This window comes from Bradyrhizobium sp. cf659, assembly GCF_900113725.1.
Classification (GTDB): domain Bacteria; phylum Pseudomonadota; class Alphaproteobacteria; order Rhizobiales; family Xanthobacteraceae; genus Bradyrhizobium.
Genome location: NZ_FOQJ01000003.1, coordinates 150,897 through 168,490 on the forward strand (window position 1 = coordinate 150,897; position 17,594 = coordinate 168,490).

At 65.1% G+C, this 17,594-nt stretch carries 15 protein-coding genes; 3 read left to right on the forward strand and 12 right to left on the reverse strand.

Features of this window, described 5'->3' with window-relative positions; all coding sequences use genetic code 11:
• Positions 1-160 precede the first annotated feature (160 nt).
• Entirely contained in the window at positions 161-1,396 is a 1,236-nt protein-coding gene (locus BM118_RS14740) for an MFS transporter (protein ID WP_092186293.1), read from the forward strand.
• Positions 1,397-1,526: 130 nt separating this feature from the next.
• Here the strand turns inward: BM118_RS14740 and BM118_RS14745 are convergent, their stop codons facing one another.
• Both BM118_RS14745 and BM118_RS14750 read right to left on the reverse strand, forming a co-directional pair.
• Complete coding sequence (locus tag BM118_RS14745; protein ID WP_092186294.1) at positions 1,527-2,021, reverse strand: VOC family protein; 495 nt, start codon at positions 2,019-2,021, stop codon at positions 1,527-1,529.
• A 90-nt stretch (positions 2,022-2,111) separates the two neighbouring features.
• Positions 2,112-2,657 carry a carboxymuconolactone decarboxylase family protein gene (locus BM118_RS14750; RefSeq protein ID WP_092186295.1) on the reverse strand — a complete coding sequence of 182 codons (546 nt, stop codon included), beginning with the start codon at positions 2,655-2,657 and terminating at the stop codon, positions 2,112-2,114.
• Positions 2,658-2,793: 136 nt separating this feature from the next.
• Here BM118_RS14750 and BM118_RS14755 point away from each other — a divergent pair, with 136 nt between their 5' ends.
• Positions 2,794-3,993 (forward strand): acyl-CoA dehydrogenase family protein, encoded by a 1,200-nt coding sequence (locus BM118_RS14755; RefSeq protein ID WP_177234330.1) that lies wholly within the window; start codon positions 2,794-2,796, stop codon positions 3,991-3,993.
• Positions 3,994-4,149: 156 nt separating this feature from the next.
• Positions 4,150-5,289 carry an acyl-CoA dehydrogenase family protein gene (locus BM118_RS14760; RefSeq protein ID WP_092186297.1) on the forward strand — a complete coding sequence of 380 codons (1,140 nt, stop codon included), beginning with the start codon at positions 4,150-4,152 and terminating at the stop codon, positions 5,287-5,289.
• Between the two features lie 116 nt (positions 5,290-5,405).
• Here BM118_RS14760 and BM118_RS14765 read toward each other — a convergent pair whose 3' ends face one another.
• The 10 genes from BM118_RS14765 to BM118_RS14810 form a co-directional block, all read right to left on the reverse strand.
• Positions 5,406-6,581: an IS481 family transposase gene (locus tag BM118_RS14765; protein ID WP_092186298.1), complete on the reverse strand. Its 1,176-nt coding sequence runs from the start codon at positions 6,579-6,581 to the stop codon at positions 5,406-5,408.
• Between the two features lie 409 nt (positions 6,582-6,990).
• Positions 6,991-8,028, reverse strand: coding sequence for an amino acid ABC transporter substrate-binding protein (locus tag BM118_RS14770; protein ID WP_092186299.1), 1,038 nt, complete (start codon positions 8,026-8,028; stop codon positions 6,991-6,993).
• A gap of 131 nt (positions 8,029-8,159) precedes the next feature.
• The gene (locus BM118_RS14775; RefSeq protein WP_092186300.1) at positions 8,160-8,753 is read right to left on the reverse strand and encodes a L,D-transpeptidase; all 594 of its coding nucleotides are present in this window, start codon (positions 8,751-8,753) and stop codon (positions 8,160-8,162) included.
• A 362-nt stretch (positions 8,754-9,115) separates the two neighbouring features.
• Positions 9,116-10,090: a hypothetical protein gene (locus BM118_RS14780; protein ID WP_177234331.1), complete on the reverse strand. Its 975-nt coding sequence runs from the start codon at positions 10,088-10,090 to the stop codon at positions 9,116-9,118.
• A gap of 103 nt (positions 10,091-10,193) precedes the next feature.
• Positions 10,194-10,757 (reverse strand): thioredoxin family protein, encoded by a 564-nt coding sequence (locus BM118_RS14785; protein ID WP_092186302.1) that lies wholly within the window; start codon positions 10,755-10,757, stop codon positions 10,194-10,196.
• Between the two features lie 30 nt (positions 10,758-10,787).
• Complete coding sequence (locus tag BM118_RS14790; protein ID WP_092186303.1) at positions 10,788-11,486, reverse strand: cytochrome c biogenesis CcdA family protein; 699 nt, start codon at positions 11,484-11,486, stop codon at positions 10,788-10,790.
• A gap of 529 nt (positions 11,487-12,015) precedes the next feature.
• Positions 12,016-12,627: a sigma-70 family RNA polymerase sigma factor gene (locus tag BM118_RS14795; RefSeq protein ID WP_027542255.1), complete on the reverse strand. Its 612-nt coding sequence runs from the start codon at positions 12,625-12,627 to the stop codon at positions 12,016-12,018.
• Positions 12,628-13,049: 422 nt separating this feature from the next.
• The gene (locus BM118_RS14800; protein ID WP_092186304.1) at positions 13,050-13,787 is read right to left on the reverse strand and encodes a response regulator; all 738 of its coding nucleotides are present in this window, start codon (positions 13,785-13,787) and stop codon (positions 13,050-13,052) included.
• A gap of 10 nt (positions 13,788-13,797) precedes the next feature.
• Positions 13,798-15,543, reverse strand: a complete 1,746-nt coding sequence (locus tag BM118_RS14805; RefSeq protein ID WP_092186305.1) for an ATP-binding response regulator — start codon at positions 15,541-15,543, stop codon at positions 13,798-13,800.
• Positions 15,513-17,591 (reverse strand): sensor histidine kinase, encoded by a 2,079-nt coding sequence (locus BM118_RS14810; RefSeq protein ID WP_177234332.1) that lies wholly within the window; start codon positions 17,589-17,591, stop codon positions 15,513-15,515. The genes BM118_RS14805 and BM118_RS14810 overlap by 31 nt, the downstream gene beginning before the upstream one ends.
• Positions 17,592-17,594: the final 3 nt, after the last annotated feature.

Genomic DNA, 17,594 nt, shown 5'->3' on the forward strand with positions numbered 1-17,594 from the left:
TGTCAGCAGTCTCGATACTTCGATCACGATCGAAGTGATTTTCGGTGAGGGCTATTTAGATGTCGTCATGGCCGGGCTTGTCCCGGTCATCCACGTCTTGAGTGCGGATCAAAGAACGTGGATGCCCGGGACGAGCCCGGGCATGACGGAGTAAGCGGCAATGCTCGACAACCCTCGACACGCCACGCGCGACGAATCCTCGCTCCGCTATGAAGGTTGGCGCATCGTCGCGGTGTGCTTCCTGCTCGCGACCTTCGGCTGGGGGCTCGGCTTCTACGGCCAGAGCGTTTATGTCGCCGAGCTCCAGCGTGCGCGGGGCTGGCCGGCCTCGCTGATCTCCTCAGGCACGACGTTCTTCTATCTGTTCGGCGCACTGCTCGTCGTCTTCGTCGGTGAGGCCGTCAGGACATACGGCCCGCGCCTCTGCCTGATCGCGGGCACGCTGGCGATGGCCGCCGCGGCGGTCGCGATCGGCGCGGTGCGTGAGCCCTGGCAGCTTTATCTCGCCAACGCCGTGCTTGCCTTCGGCTGGGCCGGCACCAGTCTCGCCATGATCACCAACACGATCAGCCTGTGGTTCGACCACAGGCGCGGCATGGCGATCAGCCTCGCGCTCAACGGTGCCAGCTTCGGCGGCATCGTCGGCGTGCCGCTGCTGGTGACCATGATCAGCCATGTCGGCTTTGCCAGCGCGATGTACGCCACATCAGGCGCCATGCTGGTGCTGCTCGTGCCGGTGATCCTGCTCGCCGTCGGCCGCCCGCCCGACCTCCATGGCTGGCACGCGGCGGCGAAGGCGATGCCGCAATCGTCGGCGCAGATCCGCGCGCACGCGCTGCGCGACGTCGGCTTCCTCACGGTGACGATCGCGTTTGCGCTGGTGTTGTTCGCGCAGGTCGGCTTCATCGTGCACCTGATCTCGTTCCTCGATCCCGTGATCGGCCGCGAGCGCGCCGCCGTGGCGGTTGCGGTGCTGACGGCAATGGCGGTGGTCGGCCGCGTGTTGTTCTCGACGGTGATCGACCGGCTCAACCAGCGCCTTGCCTCGGCGCTGTCGTTCCTGAGCCAGGCGGCGGCGCTTCTCGTCGTCATCAACCTGCACAACGACTATGTGCTGATCGCGGCCTGCGCGGTGTTCGGCTTCTCGGTCGGCAACCTCATCACGCTGCCCTCGCTGATCGTGCAGCAGGAGTTCGATTCCGCCTCGTTCGGCGTGCTGATCAGCCTCAACACCGCGATCAACCAGGTGACCTATGCGTTCGGTCCCGGCGTCGTCGGCTTCCTGCGCGATTTCTCCGGCGGCTACGCGATGCCGTTCTATCTCTGCATCGCGCTGGAGATGGTGGCGGCCGCGCTGATCATGGTGCGCGGGAGGCCCCACGCGAAGACGGCATAGAGGCGCGACGGCGCCTCAACACACTCCGTCATTGCGAGGAGCCCTTGCGACGAAGCAATCCAGACTACCTCCGCGGTGACAGTCTGGATTGCTTCGCTGCGCTCGCAATGACGTGGGGAGAGAGCGGAGCCTACCCCTCCCGCTGCTTCAGCAGCGCCTCCACATCCAGCCGCTTCGTAATCATCGCAAGCTTGCCATCCGGCCCGAACGGCCATTGCTCCCTGGGCCGGTCCCAATACAGCTCGACGCCGTTCTGGTCGGGATCGCGCAGGTAAAGCGCCTCGCTGACGCCGTGGTCGCTGGCCCCATCCAGCGCGATGCCGGCGGAGAGCACCCGGTGCAGCGCATCCGCCAGCGCCGGCCGCGTCGGATAGAGGATCGCGGTGTGAAAGAGCCCGGTCGTGCCGGGCGGAGGCGGCGAGCCGCCCTTGCTTTCCCAGGTGTTGAGCCCGATGTGGTGATGATAGCCGCCGGCCGAGATGAAGGCCGCACCGGGGCCCATGCGCTGCATCAGCTCGAAGCCGAGCACGCCGCAATAGAAGCCGAGCGCGCGATCGAGGTCGGCGACCTTGAGGTGGACGTGGCCGATCCGGGTGCCGGCATCGACGGCTTGGTTCTGCGACATGGGAATGCTCCGTTGGTGATCTCCAAATAAGCCGGGCTTTGGGACAGCGCTACGGGCCTATCCCGAAACCCATCGTTTCCGAATAGGAAACTAAGCCAGCTCCGACACCTCGCCCTCGGGCAGCTCGAACTCGAACGTGTTCAGCGTCATCGACACCAGCGTGTAGTAGCCGCACAGCCCGATCACCTCGACCACGCCGCGCTCGCCGAGCAGCTTCACCGCGTCGTCATAGAGGCCCTTCTCGACGCCATGCCCCTCATGCAGCGACTTCGCGACGTCGTAGATCGCCCTAGCCTTGGGATCGTCGAACTCTGGCGTGCGGCGGTCGCGGATCGCGTCGATGATTTTCGGGTCCATGCCGCCGGCGAGCGCGAGCCGCTTATGCGCGTACCATTCGTAATGCGCGCTCCAGTGCCGCGCCGTCACCAGGATCGCGATCTCCGAAAGCTTGGCGGGGAATATCGTGTCGAAGCGCAGGACCTCGCCGAGCCGCGTGGCGTGACGGGCCATCTCCGGGCTGCTCAGCCAGGCCATCATCGGCGCCGGCGGCTTGCCGCGCTTGCCGGCGATCGACTCGTCATAGGTCTGACGCTGGCTCTCGTTCATTTCGCCAGGCGAAAGGAGTTTCAGGCGCATTCGCTTTTCCTCTTTGTTTTCAAGCACCGCCGTGGCGGCGACTATAGCCGAATGCGCCTGCGGAAGTGGTTGAATTCCACGAGGCGATGGCCCAGAGTCCGTGGCAACAAGTCGATTTTGATTGATGGAAACGACCATGAGCGATTCTGAAACCGCCGATCTCGAAGAATTCCGCAAGCAAACGCGCGCCTGGCTGGAAGCCAATTGTCCGCCGGAGATGCGCAAGCCCGCGGCCTCGGACGCCGACGTGTTCTGGGGCGGCCGCAACGCAAAATTCTCGTCCGAGCCGCAGCGCATCTGGTTCGAGCGCATGCGCGACAAGGGCTGGACCGTGCCGGATTGGCCGAAGGAATATGGCGGCGGCGGATTGACCGCGGCCGAGCACAAAGTGTTGCGCGCGGAGATGGGAAGAATCGGCGCGCGGCCGCCGCTGTCGAGCTTCGGCATCTGGATGCTCGGGCCGGCGCTGCTCAAATACGGCAACGACGCGCAGAAGCAGGAGCATCTGCCGAACATTGCGGCGGGCCTGATCCGCTGGTGCCAGGGCTATTCCGAGCCGAACGCCGGCTCCGACCTTGCTTCGCTCCAGACCCGCGCCGAGAGCGACGGTGACGATTTCGTCATCACCGGCCAGAAGATCTGGACGTCCTACGCCAATTACGCCGACTGGATCTTCTGCCTCGTCCGCACCGATCCCGCGGCGAAGAAGCACGACGGCATCAGCTTCATCCTGTTCGACATGACCTCGAAGGGCGTGACGACCAAGCCGATCCTCCTGATCTCCGGTTATTCGCCGTTCTGCGAGACCTTCTTCGACGGCGTCCGCGTGCCGAAATCGCATGTGGTCGGCACCGTCAACCGCGGCTGGGACGTCGCGAAATATCTGCTCCAGCACGAGCGCGCGATGATCTCGGGCATGGGTGAGCGCGGCGTCGGCCGCCCGCTCGGCCAGATCGCGGCTGACTCGGTCGGCACCGATGCGCAAGGTCGCCTCGACGATGCGATGCTGCGCGGCCGGATCGCCAGCTTCGACGTCGACGAAGCCGCGCTCGCCGCCTGCGCCGAGCGCGCGGTCGATCTCGCCAAGGCGGGGCAGGCGCATCCGGCGTTCTCCTCCGCGATGAAATATTACGGCACCGAGCTCAACAAGCGCCGCTACGAGATCCTGATGTCGGCCGGCGGCGTCGATGCGCTGGAATGGGAGAGCGAGCGCTCCAAGCAGGGCGCCCGTCCGCGCGCCTGGCTGCGCACCAAGGCCAACTCGATCGAAGGCGGCACGACGGAGGTAATGCTCGGCATCGTCGCCAAGCGCATCCTCGATCTGCCGGGGGCGTGAGGCGTCCCTCACCACCCGTCATTCCGGGGCGCGACGAAGTCGCGAACCCGGAATCCATTTCACCGCGTAGATGCGGCCTGATGGATTCCGGGCCTGGCCCTTCGGGCCATCCCGGAATGACGAACCAAGACTGGATTTCGAACCGGAAACAACACCATGCCCCTCGTCCTCACCGAAGAACAATCGATGCTCCGCGACTCTGCGCGCGGGCTGATCAGCGACAAGGCGCCGGTGTCGCATCTGCGTCACTTGCGCGATAGCAAGGATCCCACCGGCTTCTCCAAGGAGTTCTGGCATTCCTTCGCCGAGATGGGCTTTGCCGGCCTGCTGGTGCCGGAAGAGTTCGGCGGCTCTGGTCTTGGCTTCGTCGAGGCCGGGATCGTGATGGAGGAGATCGGCCGCACCTTGATGCCCTCGCCCTTCCTCGCCACCAGCGTGGTCGCGGCCTCGGCGCTGAACCGCGGCGGCAATGCCGCGCAGAAGTCGGAGTTCTTGCCGAAGATTTCGAACGGCTCGCTGCTGGCGACGCTCGCGATCGACGAGGGCGCCAAGCATCGCCCGCTTCAGACCAGCCTCCAGGCCGTGCGCGCCGGCAACGGCTTCAAGCTCTCCGGCGCCAAGGCACTGGTCGTCGACGGCCACGTCGCCGATCTCCTCATCGTCGCCGCGCGCACCGCGGGCTCGGCCGGCGAGCGTGACGGCCTGACGCTGTTCCTGGTCAACCCCAAAGCCAAGGGCGTCGCGATCGAGCGCACCATCATGGTCGATGCGCACAACGCGGCGCGGATCGAGCTTGCCAATGTCGAGGTCAACGCCGACAGCGTGCTCGGCGAGGTCGATCAGGCCGCCGGCCTGCTCGACGGCGTGCTCGATATCGGCCGCGGCGCGGTCGCCTCCGAAATGGTGGGCCTGAGCGACGAGGTGTTCGGCCGCACCGTCGAGTACCTGAAGAGCCGCAAGCAGTTCGGCAAGCTGATCGGCGAATTCCAGGCGCTCCAGCACCGCGCCGCCGAGCTCTATGTCGACATCGAGATCACCCGCGCCGCGGTGATGAAGGCGCTCCAGGCGCTGGATGCGGACGTTGCCAAGGCCGCATCAAGCGTCGCAGTGGCCAAGGCGCGCGCCGGCACCACCGCCACACGCGCGGTACAGGAAGGCGTGCAGATGCATGGCGGCATGGGCATGACCGACCAGTTCGACATCGGCTTCTTCATGAAGCGCGCGCGGGTGTGCGAGGAATTGTTCGGGGATGCGAATTACCACACCGAGCAGCTGGCGCGGGCGCGGGGGTATTGAGGCGCGGCGTCGCGTTACACTCGGTGTCATCGCCCGCGAAGGCGGGCGATCCAGTACGCCGCGGCTCCTCCGCATGCGATTGACGTCTCGGAATACTGGATCGCCCGGTCGAGTGTTTAGTCCGGAGACATGGCTGACACCTGTTCGGACACATCACTGACAGGTTGGCCGCAGGTCAAGTCGATTGATGCGACCTGCCAGCTTGCGAAGAAGATGCCGTAATGGCCATCACGATCCAAAGGTCGGATGGCGAGGCGTTCGCGCGCGAAGGCTTGGGGAACTTTCCAGAAGCGCCCCTTGAAGGAGATGTAGGGTCTTGTCGACGAGACCCTGCGCACGACCTCGCCGCTGTCGTATTCGACGTTCGGGACGCGGGCCGGCATGGCACGGGCGCTCGGCCGGAAGCGCTCGGCGGGAACGTGCATATCGAGGCCCTGGTGAGGCCGCTCGAGATTGTAGACCGGCCGCCAGGCATCGAAGGCATGCTGGACTTCCGCAAGGGTGCGGAAGCGACGCATGGCGAAGACCTCGGCCTTCAGGGTGCGGTGGAAGCGCTCGTTCTTGCCGCGGGCCTGCGGGTGGCATGGCCTGGCGTGCACGACCCTGACGCCAAGCTTGAGCAGCCATACCTTCAGTCCGGTCCAACGAACGCCTGACGTATCGCCCCAAGGTGAGCCGTTATCGGTGTAGAAGGCCTCCGGCAGGCCATAGCAACGGAACGTCGCCGTCAGGTGATCCTGCACGGTCAGACGCTGCTCGTCGGCGCAGGCCTTCAGGCACAGGACATAGCGCGAGTGATCGTCGACGATTGTCAGCGGATGGCACCGCGTCCCGTTGGCAAGCGGCAGGTGGCCCTTGAAGTCCATCTGCCAAAGCAGATTGGGAGCTTCCTTCTCGAAGCGGTGTCCCGGGTTGGGCGGCGCATTCTCGCTCGATGTGACCCGGCCGTTCCGGCACAGGATCCGGTGCACCGTGGATGGTACGGGCACCGTCTGGCCGTCCCGCTTCAGGCAGTGGGCGATCTTGCGAGCTCCCCAGGCCGGATGCTTGTCCCGCACCGCCAGCACCTGCGTCTCGATCGCAGGCTCACTGCGCTTGGGCATCGCATGTGGGCACCGGGAGCGGTCGGCCAGCTCTCGATCGCCAGCCTGCCAGCGCCGCAGCCATTTATAGCCGACGTCAGCACTGATGTTGAACCGCCGGCAGAGCTCGCGCCGATTGGCGCCTTCCTGCAAAGCCAGCCGTACGAACTCGTGGCGCTGATTCATTACTGACACCTCACCCCAGGGCATGGACGGCCTCCCGAATCGGACCAATCCAGCCAATGTTGATGTGTCAGCTATGTCTCCGAACACCCGTCAGTGATCTGTCCGGGCTAAACATCGAGCCGGGCGATGACATTTGAGAGTGTGGACAGCGTCTGCCCCAATCTCGTCATTGCGAGGAGCTCTTGCGACGAAGCAATCCAGCGCGTAGCCCGGATGAGCGAAGCGACATCCGGGAATGCCGCGCGCGCTGACCCGCATGTCGCTTCGCTCATCCGGGCTACGGCAGTGACGCCGTCATGGCCGGGCTTGTCCCGGCCATCCACGTTCTTGACGTGCTCCAAAAACGTGGATGCCCGGGACAAGCCCGGGCATGACGATCGAGAGTGTGGTGCGAGCTTGACCCAAACTCGCAATGACGGCGGAGAACCCGCCGTTACCGCATCGGCGGCGCGTACTGCACCCCGCCGGCATTCCACAGCTGGTTCATGCCGCGCGGGATCTTCAGCTTCGACTTCTCGCCGATATTGCGCTCGTACATCTCGCCGTAATTGCCGACGTTGCGGATGATGCGGACGACCCAGTCCTTGGTGAGGCCGAGCTGCTCGCCGTAATTGCCTTCGGTGCCGACCAGCCGCATCACTTCCGGCTTCTTCGACTTCAGGGCCTCGTCGATGTTCTCCGAGGAGACGCCGAGCTCTTCGGCGTTGATCATCGCGTAGAGCGTCCACTTCACGATCATCATCCAGTCGTCGTCGCGCTGGCGCACCACGGGCGCGAGCGGCTCCTTGGAGATCATGTCCGGCAGGATCATGTGGTCGCCGGGCTTGCCGAGGTTCAGCCTGAGTGCATAGAGCTGGGAGACGTCGGCGGAGAGCGTGTCGCACTTGCCGGTGTCGTAGGCCTTCACCACGTCGTCCAGCTTGTCGAACTTCACCTCTTCGTACTTCATGTTGTTGGCACGGAAGTAGTCGGAGACGTTGAGCGCCGTGGTGGTTCCCGACTGCACGCAGACCTTGCTGCCGGTCAGGTCCAGCGACGTCTCCTTGTTGCGGGCGCGCGGCAGCATGAAGCCCGCGCCGTCGTAGTAGGCGACCGCCGGGAAATAGAGGTCGTAGTCGAGCTCACGCGCCATGCTCCAGGTCGAGTTGCGCGAGAGGATGTCGACCTTCCGGCTCTGCAATTCCTTGAAGCGCTCGCTGGCGTCGAGCGGAACGAACTTGGCCTTGGCCGGATCGTTGAAGATCGCCGCCGCCACCGCGCGGCAGAAATCCACGTCGAAGCCGGTCCAGTTGCCCTTGTCGTCGGGGATCGAGAAGCCCGGCAGGCCCTTGTTGACGCCGCACAGCACCTCGCCGCGGCGAACCGTGCGCTTCAGGGTGCGGGTGTCGTAGAACTCGTAGATGACGGCGAGCACGCCGACCAGCACGGCGACCGCGAGTCCGATCAGCAGGCCGCCTCGAAAAGTGCGCATGATGTCTCTCTCTCGAAATAATCGGGGAAAGGAATTTAGGCGAGGAAGGAGAGAATGATCCGGACCCGGAGGGCCGCGTTAGCGCAAAATGCGAAGCGGTTTTCCGGAAAGATCATGCCCAAACGATAAGCCTAGAGTTCGGGCTTCTGCCGGATGACCACCTTGGTGCCGACAGGGACGCGATCGTAGAGATCGGCGACGTCATTGTTGACGAGACGGAAGCAGCCCGAGGACACCTTGGTGCCGATCGTGTCAGGACGGTTGGTGCCATGGATGCGGTAGACGGTGGTGCCGAGATACATGGCGCGGGCGCCGAGCGGATTGCCGGGGCCGCCGGCCATGAAGCGCGGCAGATAGGGCTGGCGCTGGATCATCTCCGGCGGCGGCGTCCAGTCCGGCCACTCCTTCTTGTTGGTGATGTTCACCAGCCCCTGCCACTGGAAGCCGTCGCGGCCGACACCGATGCCGTAGCGGATCGCGCGCCCGCCCGGCTGCACCAGGTAAAGGTGACGCTCGGCGGTCGAGATGATGATGGTGCCCGGCGATTCGGTGGTGCGGAAATAGACCACCTGCTTCTGCCATTCCGGATCGAGCTGGTAGCCGTCGTCGGCGATCAGGCCCGGCTCGTCACCGCGATCGGGCTGCTGGGCGAAGGCCTGGGGCATGGACAGGGCGAGGCCGATCGCAGCCGCAAATATCCCGGTCAGGCGACGAAAATCCGTCATTTCAAGCTCTCCCCGCTGCCACAGCGCAAATCATTCAAAGCCATCAAATCTCAGGGGCATGTTCATGGCAAGTTGATGGCGCGCCCGGCTGGTATGTCACGAGAATGCTTTGCTTTTTTGACGGACCCACGGCAATGCCACAAACAGGGGATGGCGCGAAAAGCAGTGACAGCGGCATCCCTTGCCGGGTGGGGCCTGTCGAATCCAAGTATTCACAAATGGCCGTCATGCCCGGGCATAGCCGTCTGAAGGACGGCGTCGCTTCCGCTCGCCTATGCCCGGGCATCCACGTTCTTGGTGCAGCGGGCGAGGCGTGGATGGCCGGGACAAGTCCGGCCATGACGATGTGGACGTAGCGTGCTCTAAATCTTGTTGTTCTCCCGCGCGATCCCGAGCCGCCGCACGATCTCGGCTCCCACGGCGCGCGCCTCGAGCCGCGAGCCGATGCGGGGGCTGCGAAACCTCCGTCCGGAGTGCAGCCGGATCACCACGATGCAATGCTCGTCCTCGGACCGGCCGCGACGCTCGACGGTGATCGCCTTCACGTCGCGCCCCTCGATATGGTCGGCGCGCAAGCTGCCGTCGCCCCACAGGCGCTCGACGCGGATATCCGCTTGCCGGACGACCCAGAAGGCACCGGTCACGAGGTTGGCGTATCGGTAGACGGCGAACGCGGCGATCGCGCCGATCGGCAGCAGCAGGATATCGACGTGGCTGGGCGACAGCGCGCGCCAGAGCTTGTAGGCGTAGGGAACGGCAGACAGTGCAACGGCGATCAGTGCAACGATCCGGATGTCCCTTGCCGAAAACGGCTCGAGGGGCTCGCCGAGGCGCATCTCGGGATTGCTGGCATCGAGCGGATTGCTTGGCGCCTCGACGTCGGGAACGTCGAATTGTGTGGCGATCCGGGCCACGGTGTCGCGAACATGCGTGACATCGGAGATCGGTGGCGACGTCAGGCGTTCCCCCGAGGCCAGCGTGAACGCGAGCTGGAAGCGGGCTTTGGCAGCCTTGTTGCCCAGAACCTGCAATCCCGTGATGTCGTCTTTCGCGACGATCCGCGTGCGGAGTTTTCCGAAGGGGCGCTGTTGCCCGATCAGGATCTCGTCCGGCGTGATGATCCACACCACCGCCGGCGCCAGCATGACGCCGCCGATGAACGCCGCTCCCAGCAGCAGCGCGATCACGGAGATGATCACTTCCAGGGTGTCGTGCGTGAACAGGCCGGGCGTGAAGCAGAGCGCAACGGCCGCCGCAGAGCCGGCCACGACCAGCCGCTGCGCGATCGAGGAGCCTTCACGAAGGCGAATGTCGCTATTGGTGGTCGCGTCGTCCATTGCGGGCGGCTGATTGCGTCGGTTGCGAACCTCCACGGACGGGTCCGTGGAGTCAAGCAACAAGGCCGTCAGGCGAAACCAGCCGCGCGATATCCGTGCCGCATCAGCTGCTGGCGTTGAGCAATCGGCCGACGGTGCGGTCGATCTCGTCGTAGCGGCCTTCGCCTGCGTGCTGGAACACGATCTTGCCGGTCTGGTCGATGATGTACTGCGCCGGCCAATACTGGTTGCTGTAGGCGTTCCAGGTCTTCGAATCGTTGTCCTGCGCCACCGGATAGGTGATGCCGTGACGCTTCAGGGCGGCCTGCACATTGGTGGCCGAGCGCTCGAACGGGAATTCCGGCGTGTGCACGCCGACCACGACCAGGCCCTTGTCCTTGTATTTTGCATAGAGGTCGGTGACGTGCGGCAGCGTGTTGACGCAGTTGACGCAGCCATAGGTCCAGAAGTCGACCAGCACGACCTTGCCGCGGAGATCGGCGATGCTGAGCGGCTTCGAGTTGAACCAGTTGGTGATGCCGGTGAAGTCGGGCGCGGTCTGCTGGCTTGCGGCGGCGGTGACGACAGGCGTGGCGCGCGCGGCCTCGTCGCAGATGCCTGGGATGACGGCGCCTGATACGGCCATGCCGATCAGGGCGGCGGATACGGCAAGCAGTTTCAAGGTCATGGAAGCGTCCTCCGTTGAGATGCGAAGCGATCACAGGCCGATCTGGCCGGTGGGATAGAATCCGGTGAGCCACGCCACGATCAGCGTGTCGTATTGGAAATAGGCGGCGAGCGCGAAGCCGATCACGACGACGCCAAAACCCTGCTGCAGGCGCGGCGAGATGCGCGCGAGGCTGCGCACGCGCGTGGTCGCGGCCTGTCCGCCATAGGCGATCGCGAGCATCGGGATCGCCGCGCCGATCGCGTAGGCGACCAGCAGCGTGCCGGCCCACGCAAGATTCTTCGACGTCGCCACCAGCGTCAGGATCGAGCCGAGCACAGGCCCTGCGCAGGGCGTCCAGACCAGGCCCAGCGTGGTGCCGAGAATGAGCCCGCCGAGCGCGCCCTCGCGTTGCACGGCGCTGGAAGCGCCGAGATCGAGCCAGCCATTGAGCCGGATCGATAGCCATTCGAACGGCGCCGGCCACAACATCAAGAGGCCGAAGCCGAGCAGCAGGATGGACGCCGCCTCGCGCAGCACGTTCGGATCGAAATCGAACAGGCGCGTGATCGCGCCGAGCAGCAGCGCGGTCGCGGAGAACGACATGACGAAGCCGAGCGCGATCATCGCAGGACGCAAATGTCCTGCGCGCCCGATCGAGGCGCCGAGCAGGATCGGCAGCATCGGCAGCGTGCACGGCGCGGCGATGGTGAGGATGCCGGCAAGGACGGCGAAGATCAGGTCGAACATGGGGCACTCGTGAAGGGGGTCACGAGAGCTGTTCGGGATGAATGCGTCCGTCGTTACGTGGCGTCACGCCTTCGTGACGGGCAACGCTGCCGGCCCCGATGTCGGTGTGCTCCCTCCCCCCCTTTGCGGGGGAGGGCCGGGGAGGGGGGTAGCCCAGCAAACGGTCTATCCGCCTCCGAGCGTGCCGCACGCACGAATCGAAGGAGTCCCCGTGTGGCACCCCCCTCCCTGCCCCTCCCCCGCAAGGGGGAGGGAATGAGGGAGTGATGCCTGCCTCACTCAGGTGCAGCCACAGAAATGGGTGCCGTGGCGCTCCCAAGCCCAAATACAAAACGACCCGGAGGGGGGCATCCCGTCCGGGTCGTTGGAGGTCTTGGGAGGTTTAAGCAAAATCGTATGAGAGCTTTATAGGAGGGAAGTTTTTCCGCCTGATGTTGTGCTTTGTTTCAATTGTTTCGTCCGCGGTAACACTTCCGTGTCCGGGGATAGGGCCGATAAACCGGTCCTATCCCTTTGAAATCATGAACTTTCAGGCGGCGAAGCGGTCGACGCCGCAGCCCTTAAGCAAATCGGCCAGTTGCTTGCGGGCGTAGAACATCCGCGTCTTCACCGTGCTCTGGGGGATGCCGATGATCTGACCGACCTCCTCCACCGACTTCTCATGGTAGTAGACGAGGGTGATGATCTCGCGATGCGCGGGCGACAGTTTCTGCACGCAGGCGCGCAGGATGGCGCTGGTGTCGCTGCGGTCGAGCGAGGTCTCCGGCGTATCGCAATCGTCGGGAATCTGGCGCACGTCTTCCTGGTCGATGTCCTCGAAGCGGCGCTGGCGCATCGCGGTCAGCGCCTTGAAGCGGGCTATCGACAGCAGCCAGGTCGAGACCTGCGAGCGGCCCTGGAACTGACCGGCGGTCCGCCACACGTCCAGGAACACCTGGCTGACCAGATCTTCCGCCGTGGTGGCATCACGCACGATACGCAGGATGAAACGGTAGACCCGCACATTGTGCCGGCAATAGAGGATGTGCATCGACGTCCGGTTGCCGTCGGCAATGCTCTCCAGAAGCATATCGTCCGAAGTCGCCTGAGCGGCGATGATGCTCTGGCTGGCCTGGGCGTTGATGGCGATGACGTTCCGCATAGACTTGGCTCCCCGTAGCGCCGCAACCGAGCGGCGTTTCCTTGGACCAAAGTGTTAATGAGCCAACGTTTCGGGACGTCTGCACGAAAAGCGGAAAATGGTTTCGTGCGCCGTCAAATTGTTTCGTCGGACAGGGCGCGATGAAACATTCGGGGCAAAAAAGCGTGTAATTTCAATGTACGGGAAATACGGGGGTGGAGAGTTGGAGACGGACGGGGGCGCCGGGAACGTATTTCCGGCTGTTGCGTTCGATGCCGCCGCAAACCACGCATGTCGTCCTGGACCAGCGAGCAAAGCGAGCGCCGATCCAGGACCCATTACCCCAGGCAGATGTTAGGCGAAAACTCGGGGTTACCAGCCTCGTGCCGCAACCAGCGCTTGGGGTAATGGGTCCTGGCTTTCGCCAGGAGGACAGCTGAAAGCTACGCCTTCTCGCCAGCCGGCGAGAACAGATAGCCGCCGCCGCGGATGGTGCGGATCACGGCGGGTTTTGTCGGGTCGGGCTCGATCTTGCGGCGGATGCGCATGATGCGGAGATCAACTGCGCGGTCGAACGCCTCGGCGTCGCGCGCATTGGCGAGTTCGAGCAGACGCTCGCGCGACAGCACGCGCTTCGGATTGGCTGCGAACACCTTGAGCAGCCCGAACTCGGATGCGGTCAGCGGATGCTCGTTGCCCTCGTCGTCGCGCAAGGCCTGGGCTTCGAGGTCGAGCCATTTGGTGCCGAAGCGGACGAGCTGGTCCTTGTCCGATTTCGCCGCCGCAGCTTCCGGCGCCGCGGCCTTGGCCGGCGCGCTTCGGCGCAGCACCGAGCGGATGCGCGCCATCAATTCTCTGAGCTCGCAGGGCTTGGCGACATAGTCGTCGGCGCCGAGCTCGAGGCCGACGACGCGGTCGATCGGGCTCGCGGTCGCCGTCAGCATGATCACGGGCACGTTGATGCGGCTCTTGAGGTCGCGGATGATCGACAGCCCGTCTTCCTCGGGCATGTTGAGGTCGAGCACGACGAGATCGGGCATGCCGCCGTCGATCGCGGCGCGCAACGACTTGCCGCCGTCGCACAGCGTCACGGTGAAGCCGTGCATCTTGAGGTAATCGCCGACCATCTCCCGGGCCGGGGCCTCGTCGTCGACGATCATGATGTGCTGGCTTTGGGTCATGGTCTTGAGATCACGGCAGTTCGGTCGCAGGAAGGGTGATGGTGAAGGTCGAGCCCTTGCCGGGGCCCTCGCTGTCGGCGGTCACCTCGCCGCCATGCATGTCGATAATACGCTTGACGATGGAAAGCCCAAGCCCCGTCGAGCTCTCGCCGGCGGTCGGTTTTGCCGACAGCCGCTGGAACCGGCCGAACAGGCGGCCGAGATCCTCCGGCGACAGGCCGGCGCCCTCGTCGCTGACGCGGACGATGGTGTCGCTGCCCTCGTGGATGACGGCCACGCTGATCTTGCCGCCGATCGGTGAGTATTTGATGGCGTTGCTGATGAGATTGTCGATTGCCTCGCGGATGCGGTCGGTGTCGCACATGGTGACGATGTTGGACGGCGCGGCGAGGCTGATCGCCTGCTGCTTGTTGACGGCGAGCGGCTGGTTGGCGTCGGCGACCTCCTTGACCAGGGCCGCGACGTCGACCGGCTCGCGGCGGATGGTGATGTCGAAGGCATCGGCCATCGCGTCCGAGATCAGATGGTCGACCATCGTGGTCAGGCGCTTGGTGGCGTCGCGGATGTGATCGACTTGGGCGACCACGCCGCTGGACGAAGCGCCGGTCGAGATCAGCTCCTTCAGCATCTCGGTGCGGCCGAGGATGACGCCGAGCGGATTCTTCAGATCGTGCGCGACGGTGCCCAGAATCTCGTTCTTGAAGCCGTTGGCGCGCTGCAGCCGCAGCCATTGCGCCGAGAGGCGGCGGTTGGCCTGCATCAGGGCGCGGGTACGCTGGGCGACGCGGTCTTCCAGCTGCGTGTTGGCGTCCTGGAGTTGCTGATAGAGGATGACGTTGTCGAAGGCGATCGAGAGCCGGCTGGAGAAGATCTCGACCAGCGAGCGGTCGGTCTCGGACAGCTCGCGCTCGGCCTGGAGCAGCACCACCACCTCGCGGCCGCTTCCGGTGCGCAAATAGATCACGCTGCGGTGGTCGGCGAATTCGTTCTTGCGGCGCTGGAAGGCGGCCTCGACCATCGCGCGCAGATCGGGGTCGAGCGCCTTCGACGTCGTGGTGCCGATGAAGCGGCTGTAGCAGCCGCTGCCGGCGAGCACCGAGAGCTCGGGGTCGACGCCGCCATTGTCGCGCAGGACCAGTATACCGGCGCAATCGACATTGAGCAGCGAGGCGAGCTGGGTCAGTACGCCCTCGGCGAGGCGCTGCATCGACTTGAAGTCGTACAGCGTCGAGGCCGCGTCGATGATGATCTCGAGCCCGCGGCGCGTCTGCACCATGCGCTCGAGCTGCTGATAGGAGCGCAGCGCCGCGGTCAGCGAGGTGAACAGCTTGTCGGCGGTGAGCTCGGTCTTGGCCTTGTAGTCGTTGATGTCGTACTGCACGATCACGCGCCGCTCGGGCGCCTGGCCGGGCTGGCCGGTGCGCAGGATGATGCGCACGGTCTCGTTCTTGATCTCGTTGCGGATGAACTCGACCAGCTCGAGGCCGGCGACGTCGGTCTCCATGATGACGTCGAGCAGCACCGCGGCGATGTCGCTGTGCGCGGCCATCAGCTTGCGACCTTCGGCCGCGGAATAGGCGGAGAGGATCTCCAGGCCCTGGCCGTTGAGGCTGTAATCGGACAGCGCGAAGCGGGTGCCGTCATGCACGGCCGGATCGTCGTCGATGACGGCGATCTTCCATTTCCGGGCGTCCGTATCCTCCGACGCGGTACCGGTGTCATCGATCAGGTGGAGGACATCGTCCTGTTCGGCCATTGAGAAGTCCCGTCAGTCTCTGTGCTTTGCGCGCCGCCCTTGGCGACCCGGGGCATGATAATGCGAAAAGTGGTGCCTTGTCCCAGCTTGGATTCCAGCATCATCCGCCCGCCGAGCTGCTGGGTGACGAGGTTATAGACGATATGGAGGCCAAGTCCCGTACCACCTTCATTGCGCCGGGTGGTAAAGAATGGGTCAAAGGCCTGGCGCTGCACGTCCGGGGTCATGCCGGCCCCGTCATCGGTGAAGATGATCTCGATGTCGTCGGCCCCACGCGGCCGCGCCGAGATCGTGATCGTGCCGGCGCGCCCGTCGGCGAAGGCGTGGTTGGCGGCGTTGAGGAAGAGATTGGTCAGGATCTGGCCGTAGGAGCCGGGATAGCCGTCGAGCAGCAGCCCCTCGGGCACGTCGACCTGGAGCGTGATCGGCGAGCGCTTCAGCACCGGGCGCAGGCTGGCGATGATCTGGTCGGTGGCTTCGCTGAGTGAGAATTGCCGCCGCTCGGCATGGGAGCGGTCCACCGCGACCTGCTTGAACGACTGGATCAGCTCGCCGGCGCGCTGGAGATTGGCGACGAGCTGCTGGGAGGCATCGCGCGAGGCCTGCACGAACTCCTCCAGCTGCGAGCGGCGCAGGCCGCCCTCGCCCTTGAGCTGGGCCTCGAAGATATCGCTGCGCCGGGCAAAGCTGGATGCGACGGTGAGGCTGATGCCGATCGGGTTGTTGACCTCGTGCGCGACGCCGGCGACGAGGCCGCCCAGCGCTGCGAGCCGCTCGGCGTCGATCAGATTCTGCTGCGCGGTGTTGAGCTCGAGCAGCGCGCTCTCGGCCTTTTCCTTGGAGGCACGCAGCTCGTCCTCGGTCTCGCGCTTGGCGATCGCGTTCTCGCGAAACACCTCGACCGCGCGCGCCATGGCTCCGACCTCGTCTCGCGCGCGCGTGCCCTGCACCTCGCGGCCGAGGTCGCCGAGCGTGATTGCGCGCATCGCCGTCATGATCTGCTGGAGCGGCAGGCGGATCGACAATGCGATCAGCACGCCGACGGTGAGGATGATGCCGAGGAAGATCACCGCGATCGACAGCACGCGCCGTGAAATATCCGCCAGCGTACGGTCGAAGGTCTCCTGCGCCTTCTGCTCGCGCTGGCGCATCTTGGTGGAGAGGTCGTCGATGGCGCCGATCGCCTCGGCCTGGCTGGCGTCGATGGTGTTGCGCAGCAGCTCGGTGCGGCTCGTGAGCTGCTCGGAGAGTTTTGCAAAACCCTCGCGCAGCGCCATGGTGCGGGCCGCAAGCTTTTGCAGCGCCATGCGCTGGAGGTCGTTGTCGGCGAGGTCGATCATCACGGGGATGGTCTTCTCGATCGTCTCGGTGTTGCGGCGCGCGTCGTCGGCCGCGCCTGACGACAGCGACAGATAGTAGGAATTGGCCGCGACCAGCATCGCGGTGAAGGCCTCGCGCGACTTGCCGAGCGAGGGCCAGATCAGCGCGTCGCGATGGCCGGTGGCGCCTTCGATGATGGAGTAAAGGCCCGCCATGTCCCTGGCCGGGCCCTGCACCTGGTCCTCGTAGGTCTTGGCGATGGTGGCCTGGACGCTGCGCAGCTCGCCGAAGCCGTTGAGGAAGCGGTCGGTGGTGCGCTCCAGCTCCTCGACCGAGCCTGACAGCATCGGGTCCTTGGCGGCGCGGTTGGTCAGGGTGCCCAGCACCGCCTCGCGCAGCAGCAGGATCTCGGCGAACAGGTCCGGGCTCGGCTGGTTGATGTAGCGGTGGATCAGATTGTGCAGGCGCCCGGTCTCGCTTTCGAGCAGCGCCAGGATCCGGTCGGATTCGCGCACCTGGCGGACGTCGTCCCAGGCCGAGCCCAGCACCTGCGATCCGTTCCAGATCAGCACCACCAGCACCACCACCACGGCGGAGTTCAGCGCCGCGATCGACAGGATGCGCCAGCGGATCGGCACCGCGCGGAGCACGCCGACCAGGCGCGTGCGCAGCCGCCCGAGCGGGCCGGGCGGCCTGTCTGCGTGCTCGCTGTGTCCAAGCGCGGCCAAGAG